The organism is Pseudomonas sp. ZY71 (assembly GCF_036542145.1).
In the GTDB taxonomy this organism is placed as follows: domain Bacteria; phylum Pseudomonadota; class Gammaproteobacteria; order Pseudomonadales; family Pseudomonadaceae; genus Aquipseudomonas; species Aquipseudomonas koreensis_A.
In genome coordinates this window covers 5,404,310-5,422,392 of record NZ_CP144274.1, presented here as the reverse complement: position 1 = coordinate 5,422,392, position 18,083 = coordinate 5,404,310, and the positions used below count along the sequence as shown (strand labels likewise).

The 18,083-nt window shown below is 59.5% G+C and carries 12 protein-coding genes; 3 read left to right on the top strand and 9 right to left on the bottom strand.

Annotated elements, in window-relative coordinates; all coding sequences use genetic code 11:
- From VY732_RS23955 to tadA, 3 genes are all read left to right on the top strand, one after another.
- Nucleotides 1-291: a PTS transporter subunit EIIB gene (locus tag VY732_RS23955; RefSeq protein ID WP_331691953.1), complete on the top strand. Its 291-nt coding sequence runs from the start codon at nt 1-3 to the stop codon at nt 289-291.
- Between the two features lie 117 nt (nt 292-408).
- Complete coding sequence (locus tag VY732_RS23950) at nt 409-1,785, top strand: multicopper oxidase family protein (protein WP_331691952.1); 1,377 nt, start codon at nt 409-411, stop codon at nt 1,783-1,785.
- On the top strand, nt 1,785-2,285 hold the full coding sequence (gene tadA / locus VY732_RS23945) for a tRNA adenosine(34) deaminase TadA (protein ID WP_034156281.1): 501 nt from the start codon (nt 1,785-1,787) through the stop codon (nt 2,283-2,285). The genes VY732_RS23950 and tadA overlap by 1 nt, the downstream gene beginning before the upstream one ends.
- A gap of 372 nt (nt 2,286-2,657) precedes the next feature.
- Here tadA and cmoB read toward each other — a convergent pair whose 3' ends face one another.
- The 9 genes from cmoB to VY732_RS23900 form a co-directional block, all read right to left on the bottom strand.
- A complete protein-coding gene (cmoB, locus tag VY732_RS23940) occupies nt 2,658-3,614 on the bottom strand; it encodes a tRNA 5-methoxyuridine(34)/uridine 5-oxyacetic acid(34) synthase CmoB (RefSeq protein ID WP_331691949.1) in 957 nt (318 codons plus the stop codon).
- Entirely contained in the window at nt 3,611-4,390 is a 780-nt protein-coding gene (cmoA, locus tag VY732_RS23935; RefSeq protein ID WP_175559565.1) for a carboxy-S-adenosyl-L-methionine synthase CmoA, read from the bottom strand. Before cmoA ends, cmoB begins: the two co-directional genes overlap by 4 nt.
- 126 nt (nt 4,391-4,516) lie before the next feature.
- A complete protein-coding gene (locus VY732_RS23930; protein ID WP_331691947.1) occupies nt 4,517-5,161 on the bottom strand; it encodes a lysoplasmalogenase in 645 nt (214 codons plus the stop codon).
- Between the two features lie 2 nt (nt 5,162-5,163).
- The gene (locus VY732_RS23925; protein ID WP_007916811.1) at nt 5,164-5,556 is read right to left on the bottom strand and encodes a protease inhibitor I42 family protein; all 393 of its coding nucleotides are present in this window, start codon (nt 5,554-5,556) and stop codon (nt 5,164-5,166) included.
- Nucleotides 5,557-6,079: 523 nt separating this feature from the next.
- Nucleotides 6,080-8,497 carry an endopeptidase La gene (gene lon, locus VY732_RS23920; protein ID WP_331691944.1) on the bottom strand — a complete coding sequence of 806 codons (2,418 nt, stop codon included), beginning with the start codon at nt 8,495-8,497 and terminating at the stop codon, nt 6,080-6,082.
- A gap of 216 nt (nt 8,498-8,713) precedes the next feature.
- Nucleotides 8,714-10,015 carry an IS4 family transposase gene (locus tag VY732_RS23915; protein ID WP_331695891.1) on the bottom strand — a complete coding sequence of 434 codons (1,302 nt, stop codon included), beginning with the start codon at nt 10,013-10,015 and terminating at the stop codon, nt 8,714-8,716.
- Between the two features lie 861 nt (nt 10,016-10,876).
- Nucleotides 10,877-16,609 carry a membrane-targeted effector domain-containing toxin gene (locus tag VY732_RS23910; RefSeq protein WP_331691942.1) on the bottom strand — a complete coding sequence of 1,911 codons (5,733 nt, stop codon included), beginning with the start codon at nt 16,607-16,609 and terminating at the stop codon, nt 10,877-10,879.
- A 205-nt stretch (nt 16,610-16,814) separates the two neighbouring features.
- Nucleotides 16,815-17,267 carry a hypothetical protein gene (locus VY732_RS23905; protein ID WP_331691940.1) on the bottom strand — a complete coding sequence of 151 codons (453 nt, stop codon included), beginning with the start codon at nt 17,265-17,267 and terminating at the stop codon, nt 16,815-16,817.
- A gap of 240 nt (nt 17,268-17,507) precedes the next feature.
- Nucleotides 17,508-17,882: a DUF6124 family protein gene (locus tag VY732_RS23900; protein ID WP_077574401.1), complete on the bottom strand. Its 375-nt coding sequence runs from the start codon at nt 17,880-17,882 to the stop codon at nt 17,508-17,510.
- Between the last annotated feature and the right edge of the window lie 201 nt (nt 17,883-18,083).

Here is an 18,083-nt window from a genome sequence, read left to right as displayed (position 1 = left end):
ATGTTCGATCAATTGCAGAAGGCATTCTGGAAAGCCCTGACCCCGGATCTGGTCGCGGACACACCGACAGCTGCGGCCGAGCCGAGCGACGGATTGAGCGTCGATATCGTCGCGGCGCTGGGCGGTGTGGATAACCTGAAGTCGCAGCAACCGCTGGCGTTGACGCGGGTGCGTGTAGTGTTGCGTGATGTGTCGCACATCGACCAACGGGCGTTGAGCGCCGCCGGAGTCGCGGGCGTGATGCCCTTGGCGGACGGTGTGGTGCACCTGATTACCGGGCTGCGGCCTTAAGCCGGCAGGTGATGTGCGGCCTCAGGTCGCCCTTACTGTTTCTCAACCGCAGGTGTATCGTATTCGCCTTTTGCAGGCCTTCAGGGCCTGTCGCTGATACGTGAGGTAGTTGAGTTCATGTCCTTTACCCGTCGCCAAATCCTCGGTGGCCTGGCCGGTCTTGTTGTCGTTGGCGTTGGTGCGGGGGGCGCGTCGCGTTATTGGCTGGGCAAAATGGCCGACGCCGAGGCGGGCCACGATTATGAACTGATCGCCGCACCGCTCGACGTCGAGCTGGTGCCGGGGCACAAGACCGAGGCCTGGGCATTCGGCCCGTCGGCGCCGGGCACCGAGTTGCGTGTGCGCCAGGGCGAATGGCTGCGGGTGCGCTTCATCAACCATCTGCCGGTGGCGACGACCATTCACTGGCACGGCATTCGTCTGCCGCTGGAAATGGACGGCGTGCCGTACGTCTCGCAACTGCCGGTGTTGCCGGGTGAATACTTCGACTACAAATTCCGCGTGCCGGATGCCGGCAGCTATTGGTATCACCCGCACGTCAGCAGCAGCGAAGAACTCGGGCGCGGACTGGTCGGGCCGCTGATCATCGAAGAGCGCGAACCCACTGGTTTCAAGTACGAAAAAACCTTGAGCCTGAAAAACTGGCACATCGAAGACGAAGGCAATTTCGTCGAGTTCAGCATTCCCCGTGAAGCCGCGCGTGGTGGCACGGCGGGGCGCTTGTCGACCATCAACGGCGTGCCGACCCCGGTGATCGAACTGCCGGCCGGGCAGATCACCCGGGTGCGTTTGCTCAACCTCGACAACACGTTGACTTACCGCATCAACATTCCCGGCGTCGAAGCGAAGATTTATGCGCTGGACGGCAATCCGGTCGAGCCACGGCCGTTGGGCAAGGAATACTGGCTGGGTCCGGGCATGCGCATTTGTCTGGCGATCAAGGCACCGGCGGCGGGCGAAGAGTTGTCGCTGCGCAATGGCCCGGTGCGTCTCGGCACCCTGCGTTCGGTGGCCAATAACGAGGCGCCGACTGACTGGCCAAAAGCGCTGCCGGCCAACCCGGTGGCAGAGCCGGACCTGGCCAATGCCGAGAAACTCAACTTCAATTTCGAATGGGTCGGCTCGGTGTCGGTCAACGTCGACAATGGCCGGCCGCCGAGCCTGTGGCAGATCAACGGCAAGGCTTGGGACATTACCGACAAGACTTGTGCCGACCGACCGATCGCCAGCCTGAAACTGGGGCAGAGCTACATCTTCGAATTGAAGAACATGACCCAGTATCAGCACCCGATCCACCTGCACGGCATGAGTTTCAAGGTGATCGCGTCGAACCGGCACAAGATCATTCCGTACTTTACCGACACTTATTTGTTGGGCAAGAACGAGCGCGCGCAAGTGGCGCTGGTGGCCGATAATCCGGGGGTGTGGATGTTCCACTGCCACGTGATCGACCACATGGAAACCGGCCTGATGGCCGCCATCGAGGTGAAGTGATGCGCCAGATTCGCCCCGCCGCGATCATCGACCGCAGCCGAGACCGTGACTTCATGCGTGAAGCCCTGACCCTCGCCGCACAAGGCGCCGCGCTGGGTGAAGTGCCGGTGGGCGCGGTGCTGGTGCAGGATGGCGAAATCATCGGCCGCGGCTTCAATTGCCCAATCAGCACCAGCGATCCGAGTGCCCATGCGGAAATGGTCGCCATTCGTGCAGCCGCGCAGGCAGTGGATAACTACCGTCTACCGGGCAGTACGCTGTATGTGACGCTGGAACCGTGCAGTATGTGCGCCGGTTTGATCGTGCATTCGCGAGTGGCGCGGGTGGTGTATGGCGCGCTGGAGCCGAAGGCGGGGATTGTGCAGAGTCAGGGGCAGTTTTTTACCCAGGGCTTTTTGAATCACCGGGTGTTGTATGAAGGCGGGGTATTGGCGGAGGAGTGTGGCGCGGTGTTGACCGAGTTCTTCCGCGCCCGAAGAGCAAAAAGCCCCTCACCCTAACCCTCTCCCAGAGGGAGAGGGGACTGACCGGATTGGATAGGCGAGGTCCGCCGACCTGAGATACCGAGTCGAACTCAAGTTTAGAAAAGCCCAAAGATCGGCCCCCTCTTCCAGCGGGAGAGGGGACTGACCGAGCTGGATGGGCGAGGTCCGCCGACCTGAGATACCGAGTCGAACTCAAGTTTTGAAAAGCCCGAAGATCGGCTCCCTCTACCAGCGGGAGAGGGGGCTGACCGAGCTGGATGGGCGAGGTCCGCCGACCTGAGATACCGAGTCGAACTCAAGTTTTGAAAAGCCCGAAGATCGGCTCCCTCTCCCTGGGGAGAGGGCTGGGGTGAGGGGTGAGTTCACCGCGGTGTTTGAGAAGTTGTATTACTTCTTGGCGACGATAACCGCCCGCATCGGCGCCGGCAGGCCTTCGATGGTTTTGCTGTGGTCTTCCGGGTCGAGGAAGTCGCTCAGCGACTGATACTTCATCCACTCGGTACCGCGTTGTTCTTCGATCGTCGTGGTGCTGACGTCTACGCAACGAATGTCGGTGAACCCGGCACGACGCAACCACAACTCCAGCGCCGGCACCGACGGCAGGAACCACACGTTGCGCATCTGCGCATAACGGTCTTCCGGCACCAGCACTTGATGCTTGTCGCCTTCCACCACCAACGTTTCCAGCACCAGTTCACCGCCCTTGACCAGGCAATCCTTCAGCGCCAGCAAGTGCTCGATCGGCGAGCGACGGTGGTAGAACACGCCCATCGAAAACACCGTGTCGAAACCTTCCAGATTCGGCGGCAGGTCTTCAAAGGGGAACGGCAAATGCCACGCGTTCGGCTCTGAGAGATAACGTTGCACCGCCTGAAACTGGCAGAAAAACAGCCAGTTCGGATCGACACCGATCACACTGTTCGCGCCGGCGCCGAGCATGCGCCACATGTAATAGCCGTTGCCGCAACCGACATCGAGGATGCGTTTGCCCTTCAGATCCAGATGCGGCGCGACCCGCGACCATTTCCAGTCCGAGCGCCATTCGGTGTCGACGTGCACGCCAAACAGATCGAACGGCCCTTTGCGCCATGGCGACAGGCCCATCAGCGCAGTACGCATCTGCGCGCGGGTTTCGTCGTCGCAATCGGTGTCGAGTCTCAGGCCATTGAGCAGATCGATTTCGCTCGGCTGAATCTTCGGCAAGGCGTCCAGTGCACTTTGCCAGCGCTCCAGGTCGCCGTGACCTTTCTCCATTTTCTTGTCGAGTTGCGCCTGCAGGGTGTTGGCCCATTCGGCCAGCGGTGTGCCGGCCAGACGGCGGGCGAGGGGGGACAGATCAATCATGGCAAGGCAATCAACGAGGCAAAGTTAAGACACTGGAACCACGGCACGACTTTCGAGAACCCGGCCGCCAACAGGCGTTCGCGGTGTTCTTCGAGGCTGTCAGGCTTCATGACGTTTTCGATGGCGCTGCGCTTCTGGGCGATTTCCAGCTCGCTGTAGCCGTTGGCGCGTTTGAAGGCGACGTGCAAATCGGTGAGTAAGGCGTGTTCTTCGGCATCGTTGAAACGCAGCTTCTCAGAGAGAATCAGCGCGCCGCCCGGCAGCAGCGACTGGCGGATGCGTGAGAGCAACGCGGTGCGCTGATCCGGGGCGATGAATTGCAGGGTGAAGTTCAGCGCCACCACCGAAGCAGGTTGAAAATCGAGGGCAAGAATGTCGCCTTCGATCACTTCAACCGGCAGCAACTCCTGGAACATCGAATCCTGACCGTTGAGGTATTCGCGGCAGCGTTCGACCATCGCGGCGGAGTTATCCACAGCGATCACCCGGCAACCGTCGGTGCGCACGTGGCGGCGCAGGGCTTGAGTGACCGCGCCCAGTGACGAGCCGAGGTCGTAGAGCACGCTGTTCGGCTGGGCGAACTGCGCGGCGAGCACGCCGAGGTTTTCGACGATGGTCGGGTAACCCGGCACCGAGCGCTTGATCATGTCCGGGAACACCCGCACCACGTCTTCGTTGAAGGCGAAGTCAGGTACCTGGGCCAAAGGCTTGGCGAAAATGCGATCGGGTTCTTTGCTCACGGCGGTTCCGGCGGTGTCGGTGGAAAAGGCCGGCATTTTAGCCAAAGTGGCGTCGGGATGCTTGGGTTGTCTGATAAAGCGGCAAATCAAAAGATCGCAGCCTGCGGCAGCTCCTACAGGGGAATGCGGTTTTCTGTAGGAGCTGCCGCAGGTTGCGATCTTTTAAAGGCTGGCGCGTTTACTTTGAGAGAACGCCGAGGCGGCGATGCCCCACTGGCCCAGCCAGTAGCTCAGGATGATGACGTAAGGTGCGGCGTGGAAAGGGGCGACGAAACGGTCGATACCGATCACGCTGTCCGAGAACACAAACGCCAGCGCACCGCCCGCCGCCAGAAGCGCCGAACGTTTGGGCACATCGGTGCCAAGGCGAGCGAGGGCGCGCCACAGCATTGCGCTGATCGCCGTGCCATAGACAATCACCGGCAACAGCAACGGCCCGAGTCCACTGGAAATCAAAATCCCTAGCAACACCGCGCCAACACCGAGAGCGAGTACCAGCGGCAGAATCGCCAGACGCTTGCAGTCACTCAAATAAGCCTTCAGATACGCCAGATGCGCGACCAGAAACGCACCGAGGCCAAATACAAACAGATCGCCCGGCCACGCCAGCAACACATCACCCAGCAACGAGAAAATCAGCCCGAGGCTGATCCAGCGCCGATAGTCGCTGGGCGGCGCATCATGTAGCCAGCCGAGCAGCGCCAGCACCGGCAGCGGTTTCACCAGCAAGCACAGCAACGCCGCATGGGTGCTGACGCCGTAGAGAAACGTCACCGCGCCCATCAGCGCCAGAATCAGCCAGCCCACGATCAATTCACCGAAATGGCGCAGTCAAAGGTTTCTACCGGCAGCACTTCCGGCGCCCATGGCTGTTGCGAGGTCAGACGCAGACGCCCGGTGCCGGGGGCAAAAGCCTGGAAGCGCCAGGTCGACAGACCCGCTGCACCGACCACGCCGGCATCTTCCGGATTGCTGTAGACCTCGGGGCTGAGCGCGCGCAGCACGCCGCCAGCGGAGTCCTGAATGGCCCAGCGATAGCCGGTGGTCGGGTTGCTTGGCAGCATGATGATGAGGTTTTGCCCGTTGGTCAGCCGTACGGGGCATTCGCTTTGTTTTTCCACGGTCACGTTGTGTTTCGGTTGCGTGGCGCAGGCGGCCAGCAACGAGAGGGCGAGGGGGAGAAACAGGCGAGTGGGGGACATAGGGTCAGCGGCTCCGAGCGTTCACGACGAACGGCGAGCATAACTGAAGATGAGACAAAGTGTGACAACGCCAAGCCCTCACCCTAGCCCTCTCCCAGGGGGAGAGGGGACTGACCGAGGTGTCTTGTGTCATACATCGACCTGAAAGACCGAGTCGATTATGGATTCAGCGAAGTAATTTCAGGTCGGCGTAACTCTGCAATATCCCACGGTCGGCTCCCTCTCCCAGGGGGAGAGGGGACTGACCGAGGTGTCTTGTGTCATACATCGACCTGAAAGACCGAGTCGATTATGGATTCAGCGAAGTAATTTCAGGTCGGCGTAACTCTGCAATATCCCACGGTCGGCTCCCTCTCCCAGGGGGAGAGGGGACTGACCGAGGTGTCTTGTGTCATACATCGACCTGAAAGACTGAGTCGATTATGGATTCAGCGAAGTAATTTCAGATCGGCGTAACTCTGCAATATCTCACGGTCGGCTCCCTCTCCCTCAGGGAGAGGGCTGGGGTGAGGGGGGCTGTCTGTCAGAACAGGATCTTCGCCACATCCGCAAACTTCTTCGCGAAGTGCACAGTAATCCCTTCCTTCAGATAATCCGGCAATTCCTCAAAATTCCCCCGATTCGGCTCCGGCAAAATCAGCTCAAAAATCTTCTGCCGTCTTGCCGCAATCACCTTCTCGCGAACCCCACCAATCGGCAGTACATGCCCGGTCAGCGTCAGTTCACCCGTCATCGCCACGCCTTTTTTCGGCGGCTGATTACGCGCCAAAGACAACAACGCACTAGCCATGGTCACGCCGGCGCTCGGGCCGTCCTTCGGTGTCGCGCCTTCCGGTACGTGCAGGTGGACGAAGGCTTCGTCGAAGAACTTCGCATCACCGCCAAATTGTTTCAGGTGCGAGCTGACGTAACTGTAGGCGATCTCCGCCGATTCCTTCATCACATCACCGAGTTGCCCGGTGAGTTTGAAGCCACGGTTGAGCGTGTGAATCCGCGTCGCTTCGATCGGCAACGTGGCGCCGCCCATGCTGGTCCAGGCCAGACCGGTAATCACGCCAGTACCGGACAGCACTTGTTCGTTGCGGAACACCGGATGACCGAGTGACGCTTCGAGATCTTTCGGCCCGAGTTTGATCACCGCTTTCGGCTCATCAATGAGCTTCATCACCGCTTTGCGCACCAGTTTGCCCATTTGCTTTTCCAGCTGACGCACGCCGGCTTCACGGGCGTAACCGTCGATCAAGGCTTTGAGCGCGCTGTCGCTGATGCTCAGGCTGCCCTTGGACACGCCAGCCTTTTCCAGCAGTTTCGGCCACAGGTGACGCTTGGCGATGGCAACTTTCTCTTCGGTAATGTAGCCCGACAGGCGAATCACTTCCATGCGGTCGAGCAACGGACCCGGAATCGAATCGAGGGTGTTGGCGGTGCAGACGAAGAGGACTTTCGACAGGTCCATGCGCAGGTCGAGGTAGTGGTCGAGGAATTCGACGTTCTGCTCCGGGTCGAGGGTTTCCAGCAGCGCCGAGGCCGGGTCGCCCTGGTAGCTCTGGCCCATCTTGTCGATCTCGTCGAGCATGATCACCGGGTTCATCACTTCGACGTCTTTCAACGCCTGCACCAGTTTGCCCGGCTGCGCGCCGATGTAGGTGCGGCGATGGCCCTTGATCTCGGCTTCGTCGCGCATGCCGCCGAGGCTGAAGCGGTAGAACGGCCGGCCGAGTGATTCAGCGATGGATTTACCGACGCTGGTTTTACCCACGCCTGGCGGGCCGACCAACAGCACGATGGAGCCGCTGATCTCGCCTTTATAAGCACCGACGGCGAGGAATTCGAGGATGCGGTCCTTGATGTCGTCGAGGCCGGCGTGGTGTTTGTCGAGGATTTTGCGCGCGTGCTTGAGGTCGAGTTTGTCCTCGCCGTACACGCCCCACGGCACCGAGGTCGCCCAGTCGAGGTAGTTGCGGGTAACCGCGTATTCCGGCGAACCGGTCTCGAGGATCGACAGCTTGTTCATTTCCTCTTCGAGGCGCTTCTGCACCTGCGCCGGCAGGACTTTGCCTTCCAGGCGTTGTTCGAACTGTTCAAGGTCTGCGCTGCGGTCGTCCTTGGTCAAGCCAAGTTCCTGCTGGATGACCTTGAGTTGTTCCTTGAGGAAAAACTCGCGCTGATGCTCGCCGATCTTGCGGTTAACTTCGGCGGAAATCTCTTTTTGCAGGCGCGCGACTTCGACTTCCTTGCGCAGCATCGGCAGGACTTTTTCCATGCGCTTGAGCATCGGCACGCAGTCGAGCACGCCTTGCAACTCGGGGCCGGTGGCGGAGGTCAGGGCGGCGGCGAAGTCGGTCAGCGGCGACGGGTCGTTGGGGCTGAAGCGGTTGAGGTAGTTCTTCAGCTCTTCGCTGTACAGCGGGTTGAGCGGCAGCAGTTCCTTGATCGCGTTGATCAGCGCCATGCCGTAGGCCTTGACCTCGTCGGTCGGCTCGGTGGGCTGGTGCGGGTATTCGACTTCCACCAGATACGGTGGGCGATGGTGTTTCAGCCAGGTTTTGATGCGTACGCGGCTGAGGCCTTGGGCGACGAATTGCAGTTTGCCGTTTTCGCGGCTGGCGTGGTGGACTTTGACCAGGGTGCCGTATTGCGGCAGGGCGTCGGTGTCGAAGTGGCGCGGGTCTTCCTGGGGCGTGTCCATGAAGAACAGGGCCAGGGAGTGGTGTTCGGATTTGCTGACCAGTTCGAGGGTTTCGGCCCACGGTTCTTCGTTGACGATGACCGGCAGGACTTGGGCCGGGAAGAACGGGCGGTTGTGGATCGGGATGATGTAGACCTTGTCCGGCAGGTTCTGGCCGGGCAGGGCGAGGCCTTTGCCGGAGGAGGTGTGTTCGATGTTTTCGGCTTCGGTGTAGTCGTCGGGGTTTTCCGGGAATTCTTGCTGGTCGCTCATGGGGCACCTGCGCAATGGGGTATGGGTCTTAGATGGGGCAGGGCTTGGGTGGTTTCAATGGGGGGCGGTGTTTCTGATTGTGTGTTCAGGGTTTTGACAGGGTTCACGCTTTTCGACTTGGCGGCCTTTGGGCCGACCATGCTCTTTGGGGTTTTGGATGTATATCCGTTGCTGCGGGTGTTGCTGATTAGGGTTCCGCCCTTACGGCCATCCCTTTCAAGGTCTTTTCGTTTTGGCAGCCTTGATAACTCTGTCCGTTGAGACATGAGCATGGACCGCTGTACCTTGAACCCATGTCTTGGGTTTAGGCACCTTGGGACCGCGGGGGCTTTTCGCAACTTGTTTGGGCTGGATGTTTCTGGCCAACTCCAACAGGCGTTGGGCCAGTTGCTCCAGAGGGACAACGGGAAGATATTCTGAGGGCAGTGCAATCTGCATTCCCTCATAACCACTCCTGACCTGAACCGCCAAGTGATAGATGGAAGCTTCCCATCCTTCAGGTTGAGTCTCCCGGTGAGCTTGCTCGACACTTCGTTTGAGGACGGCCAGGACGTTGTAGGCCAATACCGCAGTAGCGAACCCGAGCAAGGCAGCCTTCGGGCTGCCAAGGGTTTCGATTTCACTTTCCAGAATCGCTTCCAGTCGCTGGAACATACCTTCAATGCTCCAGCGGCGGCGATAGAGCTCTGCGATCTGCTGTGCACTGACGCTTTGGGGTAGGTTGCTCCAGAACATCAAGCTGCTGTCTCCCGAGTCCGTTGGCGAATGAAGCGTCAGTTCGACACGCCGACATTGGTAACCGCCTCTGACCTGGATGACCTGCTCACGCACAGTGCCTGTTTCCACAGGCACCGGCTCTTGCCACTCACCTTCTTGAATCAAGCGTGGATGCTTGGCTTGCTGGCGAATGACAAAGGAGGTCTGGGCCTGCTCACAAGCTTCCATGACCGGGAGCGTGCAATAGAGTCGATCAGCCAACCACACTTGGCCCGGCTCGGCATCAGCCAACAGCGGCAGCACGCAAACACGCTCGCTTGCGTAGGCATCCTCACACGCCTGAAGGTCGATGACCTGATCGAGGTCGGGGTCGTAGGCCACCACCGAAAAACCGGGACGAGCGGCGCCGCGCTCGTGACGTAAAGCTCCCAGACGTTTCTCAGTGGATGCCAAGTGATTACCGTCCACTACCCGAACCTGCCAACCCGGCAGCATCGTCGTGCAACCCAGCTCTTTTATGGTTGGAGTCAGGCGTTGAGCGCAGCCCGTAACCAGGGCGCGCAACAGCGCCGGCTCGGTACGACTGATCTTGTCGTACCGAGCCGCCAAACTGACAGGAAGATCTTCCAGTTGCCGCGCGGCGGCGTGCAGGGATGGCTTCAAGCCCAATGAAACAAGGGACATCAGCTTGACGATGGTCGAGAACAGTAGCTCACGAGAATACTGCCGTTGCCGATGCTCTTCGAAAACCTGATCGACCCACTCAGGGGCAATAGCCTGCTCCAGCGCCAATTTAGCCATGACACTGGCGGGTGCTTTTTTCTCGAAACGCGCTAGAACATCGGCCCACATCGTTTGGGATCCCTGAATGAAATTTCAGGGGATTTTACCGAAGACCTTGAAAGGGATGGCCCTTACGGCGGGTCACTTTTTCCAGACGCCGAAAAAGTAACCAAAAAGGCTTGCTCCTGCGTGCGGCCCGCTCGCTGGGGCTCGGGGTTCCTTCGCTGCGGGATCGATCCGGGCGCAGCGCCTACGGTTTGCTTCGCTGCACCTCCTCTCGCTGTGTTTGGCTGCGCCAAACGGTCGCTGCGCTCCCACGCCCGGATCAATCCCTCCACTCAGCCTTCCGACGTCGCCCGTGGATCAAGATCAAAAGCAGGCGAGCTGACACTCGGCCTATTGAGTGGTGAAGAGCGCGGGTGTTCGGCTTTTGATTTGCGTTGTTGCTGCCCCTCACCCCAGCCCTCTCCCGAGGGAGAGGGAGCCGATTTATGTGCTTTTCAAGTTCTGAGTTCAACGCGGTATCGCACGTCGGCGTAGCTGTCCCAAACACCCCGGTCAGTCCCCTCTCCCTACGGGCGGTCCGACGTTTCGGGAGGGCTAGGGTGAGGGGCTTTTGATCTGATTCGGAACTTGAGTTCAACGCGGTATTGCACGTCGGTGTACTTCTGCCAAACACCTCGGTCAGTCCCCTCTCCCTCCGGGAGAGGGCTAGGGTGAGGGGCTTTTGATCTGATTCGGAACCTGAGTTCAACGCGGTATTGCACGTCGGCGTAGCTCTCCCAAACACCTCGATCAGTCCCCTCTCCCTCCGGGAGAGGGTTAGGGTGAGGGGCTTTTCGGCTGTGTTGTTGGCAATGCGCAGATCACCTCTGATGGTTATTTCACTTCGATCAATTTCACATCATCGACCAGCATATCGATCAAGCTCCGCAGGTATTTGAAACCCTGATCTTTCTTCCCCCAGCGATCAATGAAAAACAAGCCGTGGTCATTGACCTGGATCGGTGTCACGACGATGTCGCCGGTCTTGGATTTATGCACCAGGCGGGGCCCGTCCGTGCCCGTACGTTCGATCATGAACATCCCGGAATGGGTCAATTGGCTGCGGCTGACAGACGGCGTCGGGTCCGGCTGCTTCGTTCCGGCGACGGCCACTTCCATCAGGAAATCGCTGCGCAAGGCCCGGCTATTGGTGCCGCGTTTGCTGTCCACCACTTCCCACGCCCCGCGATGGATATCTCTGGCCAGTTCCGGAGCAGTGTCGCGCACCTGGAGACTGACCGCCGAGAGGGTATCCGCCAGACCCGGCACACCCAGGTTGTAATTAGTGTGGGCATTGCCGATGAGGGCCACCCATTTATGCGGTCCGTGTGCCAGTTGGTCGGCTTCGATCACTTGGCTGGCGAAATAGCTGAACATCTCGTTTCGCGAGATAGCTTCGTCAGACACACCCTTGAGGTGGTAGGACGCCGTGCAGTCGAGCGCCCTGATTCGGATTTCGTATTTGGCCGCCGCCTGACAGACCTCTGTGTACGTATCGTTACCGTCATGGGAGGGCATGTGGCCACGGTCCTGGACGCGCAGGTAATCCTTCAATCTGTCCGGCATGCGCTGTGTGCGATAAAAAATATCCAGGTCGGCCTGGTGCAAATCGGTGAGCAGATGTTCCACGTAGAGCGTGTCATACCCGGCTCGCTTAAGCGCTTTCATGTGCTTTTTCAGCAGCGCTTTGCTCGCTATGTGGGAATGGGCCTCGCCGATCAGCAGGTTCAAGCGTCCGTCGGCCAGCAGCCGCAAAAACTCCTCGAACGTGGTGTCGGCGGTGAGCGTCGGGAGCGTGGCCGCTTCGGGGGGCGTGTAGTGAGCAAAAGCATCACGGGCCTTTTTCTCCAGGCGCCCGCGGTTGGCGATGAACGCCTCGAACGCCCGTTTTTCACTCGGTACGGTCGGGGTGTAGCTTGAATCCATGGCGTAGGGCTGATGCAACATTTGCGCGATATCGTCACGCATCGAGGGCGCAATATCGTATTCGCTGAAATGCTCGACAACGGGGGTAATCGGTGCGGGCCGGGAGACGGGCTGAGGCGCCTTGTACGCCGTCGGCCATTGCACCCGATAATCGCCCCTGGCGGCCGTATCCCCGGCGATTGCACCGGCTGAATCGAGGGCGATGCGTGCCGGCTGATCGAGTGCGACATCTTCCACGCGCACGGCAACGGCCGCGTGCAGGTCGGCCAGGCCGGGGGTGTTGTTGAAGGTGCTCATGCGTGATTGTTCGGTGAGGACCACCCAACGTTCCTCAGGCGCATCGGCGATATCGGCGGCCAGTGTCTTGTGCGAATAGAAATTCCTGAGGCTGTTGCTGCGCGGGGTCAATGGCGAGACGTCGTTCAGTACCATCGCTCCTTCCAGTTGATAGCTGGTCGAAGCATCCAGTGCATGGATTTTCAGACCTTTTTCGCGAGCCGCACGCACCAGTGCCAAATAAGAGAATGGCGCGTTTTTCTCATGGCCCAGCGCACGGTCGACGGCTTCAAGATGGGTTTTGATGTGTCTCCAGGTTCCGCCCTTGTTCATCTTTTCCAGCTTGATATTGAAGACATCCCCCGCCAGGTATTCCACGTAAAGTCGCTTGAAGCCTGTGCTCACGAGTTCGTCCACACCATCGATCAGCAGTTGTTTGCTGGCGATCGAACCGGGCTGGGCGCCGATCACCAGGTTTTTCCCTTTGACGGCGTCGCTGGCCAGTAACCGGGCAAACGACAGGTCGTTGCCGACGGGCGGGACTTCGGCGCGGGCTGGCAGCGGGGCAAGTTCGGCGAAATGCGCGGTGGCGTCTGCGCTGAGCTTTTCGACCTGCTTCAGGTAGGCGGTGCGTGTCGAGGCAAGTTCATTGACGACGCCGGCAATTATCAAGTACGGACTGTTGGCTATATCGTCCTGACCGCGCATGAGGATGTCCTCGCGGGTTTGCGGATTCATCACTGCTTCGACGCGCTGCCGGTATTTGCGCTCCACGCCATAGACTTTGTAGGGGCCGGGTGTCTCTGGCACGGCTTGGTACTTGGGCGCGCCGCCGGCCATGCCGCTGCGTACCATCATCCCGTCGGAATTGCGCACGGTCAGGATGCCGGTAGAAACGAGGTCAGGGGAATTCGGCTTGCTCCGATAGAGCAGATAACGCCCGAGTGCGTCGGGGCTGTTCGCGGTAAAGAACAGCTGGTGTCTGAAAACCACCACGCGCATGTCATCCCAATCAGGTTGGGGTGCCACTTGGTCGATCACGGACATGACATTCTGTTGTTCGCTGCTGGCACTGGCGCTGGCGGTGCTCTGACGCAAAGGTCGACGCGCGGGCTTGAGCGAACGCAACGCCGGACGCAGGTCGGTCAGCACCGCGCCGGCACTGTTGAACAGATAGCCGAGCAGATGCTGGAAGGCTTCGCTGTGGTCACCCTGACGGTACGCGTGCAGGGCGAGCATGGCGTCCTTGAACGCCAGGAGCAGGCCGGTGCTCAAGCTCAGCAGCGGGAACGGCGCCGTGGCAATGGCGGCGATCCATTCGACACTGGTCCAGACCAGACCGGCGATCATCTCGGCACGGCTGGTGGTGGTGGCGTTAACGTCGTCGATACGCCGTTGCAGTTTCATGTTGTAAAGGGCCGTGCGCAGATCACTGACCGCCGCGACCGCGCGGGTCGAGTCGTAACGTGCAGGGCTGGGTGTGGTTTTATTGAGGTCTTTGGGCAGCCCTTTCCTGATGTTTTCAAGGTGCGCGCGAACCCGCGTCCGGGCGCTGACGCCGACGCGCAACGTCAGGTATTCGAGCATGCCCGACTGCTGCTGAAGCAGGTAATTGAACAGCCGCGCTTCGCGCAAAGCGACACCGTCGGGCGCCTCGGGGGTGTAGAGCAGGACCGGGTTGTCGCCATGGCTGAACAGCCACGCATCGAGCACCCATTCGCCGTCGATCATCAAGCGCTGGAGCGGATATTTCGTGCGCATCGACCCGGACGTCTCAGCCATGCTGTCGATACTGTGCTCCAGCCATTGCAGATCATGGCTGGCGATATGGCCCTGCAGTTGGCATTCCAGCGCGGCGCTTTTCATCTGGCGCTGGGTAATGGCCAGGGTCGCGTTGCGCCTGAAGTCGTAACCTTCGCTCGTCGAACTTTGAAGTTCAGCCTTGACCTTGGCGATGTAGCGCTGGCCGATCCACACACCTGTGACCGAGCGCGCGACATTCTGTGCGGTCAGGTTGCTGATATCGATGCCCTGCGGCCCTCTGAAGCGCGCCGAGCGGGAAAATTTGTCATCGAGAAAACCGACGCCGTCGGCGTAGCCATCGCGATAAAGCGCTGTGTAGGTCAAAGGTTTTGGCGTCCACGAGCGCACGAGGGAGGTCGGCGAGTAAGCCCAGACGGTATCCGGATCGACATCGTTGGTGGTGCGCTTGAGCAAGCGGTTCAAGCTGATTTTGGCTTGCTCGTGCACGTAGTCATCAAACGCCGGAAAGCGGCTGCCCGACAAGGCATGCTTGTTGAACGCGCGCAAGGCGCCTTCGGCGTCTTCACTCAGGGTCGTCAGCTTTCGGCGGTTGGCAGCCGTGGTGGCGCGATACCACAGCGGCGTACAGAAATCGTAGTCGTCGATCCGTGTGGCGAGCACCAGTTCAGCCATCGTACGCAGGCAATCGGAATGACTGTCGGCGTAATCGAACGTGACCTTTTGATGCTCCAGCGCCTCAGGTTTGAAACTCAGCCCGGCCAACACGTGGCGCACCTTCGCGCGAAAGCGCATGGGCGCGCGGCTGATCAGGTAGCCGGCCATGCTCTCGGCGACATCACTGTGCCTGGCCCAGCCGAGCAGGTGGGTCTGGCATTCGCGCTCACTGTCGAAGGCCTGGAATTGTTGGTCCCGCGGCGCCTGTGGCGTGCACAGCAATAACCGTTTGAGTGTGCCGCTGTCATCGTTGTGGCGCAGCACCCACAAGTCCTGCAACTGCGCGCCGTGCAGCGACAGGGTGGCGGCGCGCAGGCGCGGATCGCTGCCGTCGCGCAGGCGCTGGATCAGTTGCAGGTCACTGTCGAGCAAGTGCCCTTGCAGCACCGCCGTGTGAGCGAGGGCGACGATACGTTGATCGAGCATCTGCCTGATGGCGGGGTTGATCGCGGGCTTGGCCTGAAGCGCTTTTTGCAAGTGATGGAAGTCAATCCGAGGTTGCAGTTCCACGGCTTGCTTGATCAGCCACGCCGGCGTCACGTCAGCGTAGGCTGGCGGCAGAGGCGCGCCATCGTAGGTGACGGTGGTGTGCTTCAAAAACGCCGAGCCCGGTAATTCATCGCCGGTGTGCGGGCCGCGCAAGGACAGCTCGAGCAGACTGGATTGATGCACATAAACGCCGTAGCCCGGCACTCGGCGATCGGTCGAAAGGCTTAACTTTTCCGGCTCGAGATCGTCGATTTCCAGGTCTTCGCTCAAGCGTTCCAGCCATTGCTGGCGGGCCAGTGTCGTCAGGCTGCCTACCGGCTCCATCAGGTCGAGCAGGTGTTGCCGCGCCTGCTGGTAGTTGCGCAGATGCTCAGCCAGTGCGTCTTTCTGCGCGGTGCTGGCGCTGCGGTACCAGTGCGGTGAGCTGTAGCGCAGGTGGCGTTCGAACAAGGTTTGCGCGCGTAATGCCAGACGCAGCGTGAGATCCGGCAGCGCGGCGGCAATTGCGCGCTCTAGCGCTGTAAGCAATTGCTTGGGGTCTTGCTGCGGGTTATCGGCGAAGCTCAAGGCGCGCTCGATATCCTGCGTGCGTTTTTCGATCAGCGCATCGTAGGTGTGTTCGAACAAGGGTTTGCTGTCGATGGGTGCGAGCAGCAGCGGCCAGATCCCTGCTGCGCCCACCGCGTGATAGCGCCTTGGCAGCATGAGCATGAATTCTTCGCTACCGCTGGCCTGGTTCAGTGACGAGCGCAACTGGTTGTCGAGATCAGCAAGGGAGTTGAAAAACTCGATACCTCTTGCGGGGGTGAACAGCAGGGCGAAACCCATGCTCTGGTCGGTCTGCAGGTCCTTGACTCGGCGAGTGTCCTTTTCCGTGACAACAAAGGCACCGGCCAGCTCAACGGTGGTGTTTTGATAGTTGAACTGCAGCGCGTACATGGCCGGACGCAGCATCGGGGCCAAATCGAGCTTTTGCAGCAGTTCGCCGGCTTGCGGGTGCAACAGGCGGTCGGTGACAGCCTGCCTGGCTTCGTGGCCGATGGCGGTGAAGCCGGCATCATGGTTGAGGAAGGTTTTCGCCGGTTTATCGTCGATCCGGTCGCTCTGGTCCATGTTGATCAGTTGGCTGGCCAGTCTGACTTTCAGCGTGGCGATCAGCTGTTTGCCTGCATCGCTTTGCAGATCGCTGTTATCCAACGCCTGATACAGCGCGCGGCTGCGTTGCAGGTAGCTTGTGCGATAGGTGTTCAATTGCTGGTCGAGGCGTTTCAGAAAGGCCTCTTCGGTGGTCGGTGGTTGTTCGGGAAGCAATGGGGTTGGTGTATCAAACAGGTGATGGCCGATCGCGTTGAGATCATTTTTGATCTCTTCGGTGGTGGGGGCTGTGGCGGGGTTCATGGGCGCTTTTCCATGCTGAGGGTGAGCGGGCAGCATGGCGAGGGGCAGTGGGGGGCGGGTGGTATCTATGTATAGGGGGCTAGTTGTCTGTCGATATAGAGCTTGGGTTTGGCTGGGTATTTCACGTCGGCATGCGTCTGCCATACACCTGTGACGGAACGGCAGGCGCACGATTAATCCGACGAGTGAAATCCTGACCTGTTTGTTAGATAGGGTAAGTCAGTTCCTGGAGAAAAAAGTATCCGTTACCGGTGAGTTCACGTGTTTCATCACCGTGGACTGCCTTGGCGGAAAGTTGCAAATTATCGAGAGAGTATAAGTACAGGCTTTCATTTAGTTTGCTTACAGCGATGCCGGAAGAGGATGTCACTTTATAGTCATAAGGCTGAATTCCTCGTTCAGTCACGACATATTCAAAGTAGCCAGCGATTGAAGGATCCAGCAGCTTGCGAAGCGAGATGGAGAGTTTTCGCCTGCTCGATAAACCGTGATTATCTTCGAAAGAAAAATTGTAACCGCCCAGCTCATTGACAGACGCAGAAATGCTGGTCGTCAGGAAACTGGTCAGATTGACCGGCGTGCCGCCAATGGTGCCTTTTACATCAACGTTGAGAATACCGTTTACCCAGACTGCTGGAGATGCCTTTGGATGGGTCATGGGGGACTTCCTGTGCCTGATTTGGTTGGAGAAGGAAGTCTGAGTGGGCGGGTGAAGACAGTGAACTGTCATATCTGACAGGTTTTTATACTTGTTCGCGATGACGCTTCTTGATTGGGGTTATATAAAAAGCGCAGTGCTGATCACGTGTGGGCAGGCTTGCTCGCGAAAGCGCTGTTTCAGTCACTCAAACCGCGAATGGACTGACGCCTTCGCGAGCAGGCTCGCTCCCACAGGGGGTTAGCTGTGTGTTGGGGATTGCGGGATTTCGTGGTTATCCAGCACGCGGTTCACCGCCAGTTCGGCGAGCATGATGATTTGCTGGATCGCCAGAATCGTGCGTCGCTGCGGCAGGTCGATGTAGGCGGCAATGTCGCTGGTCATCAGGCTGGCTTGTGCCAGGGATTCGCAGGCGTGGACCAGCAGGCTTTCGCTGTCCTGTTCGGGGGCAACCTGGAACATGGTGCTGGGCTTGTGGAAACGCAGGGTCAAGGCGTTGGGTTTGAGGTAGTGGTCGAGGGCGCGTTCGGCGGCTTCGTGGAATTTCTTGGAATCGGGGGATTCGTAGGGCGAGGTGTCGTTGGTTTCGGGGGGATTGGGTGTTGGCTTTTTCATTTGTTGCTCCTCAGGAATTGGGCCATTCCTCTAATTGCCGCGACGCAAAAAGAGGGTGGCAGCTGTACGCGGGTTCGCGGACCGACCTGAGCATTCGGCATACCCGAAGGTATCCCGCGTACAGCCACCATAAAACAAGCACTCGGAGTGCTGCTGTTAAGCGGCGGCAATTATGCCCCAGAAGTCGGGCCGCGACGCCCG

Excerpts from the sequence above, each read along its gene's own strand:
- VY732_RS23900 (WP_077574401.1), bottom strand. The coding sequence starts at position 17,882 with ATGAAAAAGCCAACACCCAATCCCCCCGAAACCAACGACACCTCGCCC.
- VY732_RS23910 (WP_331691942.1), bottom strand. The coding sequence starts at position 16,609 with ATGAACCCCGCCACAGCCCCCACCACCGAAGAGATCAAAAATGATCTC.
- cmoA (WP_175559565.1), bottom strand. The coding sequence starts at position 4,390 with ATGCCGGCCTTTTCCACCGACACCGCCGGAACCGCCGTGAGCAAAGAA.
- VY732_RS23925 (WP_007916811.1), bottom strand. The coding sequence starts at position 5,556 with ATGTCCCCCACTCGCCTGTTTCTCCCCCTCGCCCTCTCGTTGCTGGCC.
- VY732_RS23915 (WP_331695891.1), bottom strand. The coding sequence starts at position 10,015 with ATGGCTAAATTGGCGCTGGAGCAGGCTATTGCCCCTGAGTGGGTCGAT.
- cmoB (WP_331691949.1), bottom strand. The coding sequence starts at position 3,614 with ATGATTGATCTGTCCCCCCTCGCCCGCCGTCTGGCCGGCACACCGCTG.
- VY732_RS23950 (WP_331691952.1), top strand. The coding sequence starts at position 409 with ATGTCCTTTACCCGTCGCCAAATCCTCGGTGGCCTGGCCGGTCTTGTT.
- lon (WP_331691944.1), bottom strand. The coding sequence starts at position 8,497 with ATGAGCGACCAGCAAGAATTCCCGGAAAACCCCGACGACTACACCGAA.
- VY732_RS23905 (WP_331691940.1), bottom strand. The coding sequence starts at position 17,267 with ATGACCCATCCAAAGGCATCTCCAGCAGTCTGGGTAAACGGTATTCTC.
- tadA (WP_034156281.1), top strand. The coding sequence starts at position 1,785 with ATGCGCCAGATTCGCCCCGCCGCGATCATCGACCGCAGCCGAGACCGT.
- VY732_RS23955 (WP_331691953.1), top strand. The coding sequence starts at position 1 with ATGTTCGATCAATTGCAGAAGGCATTCTGGAAAGCCCTGACCCCGGAT.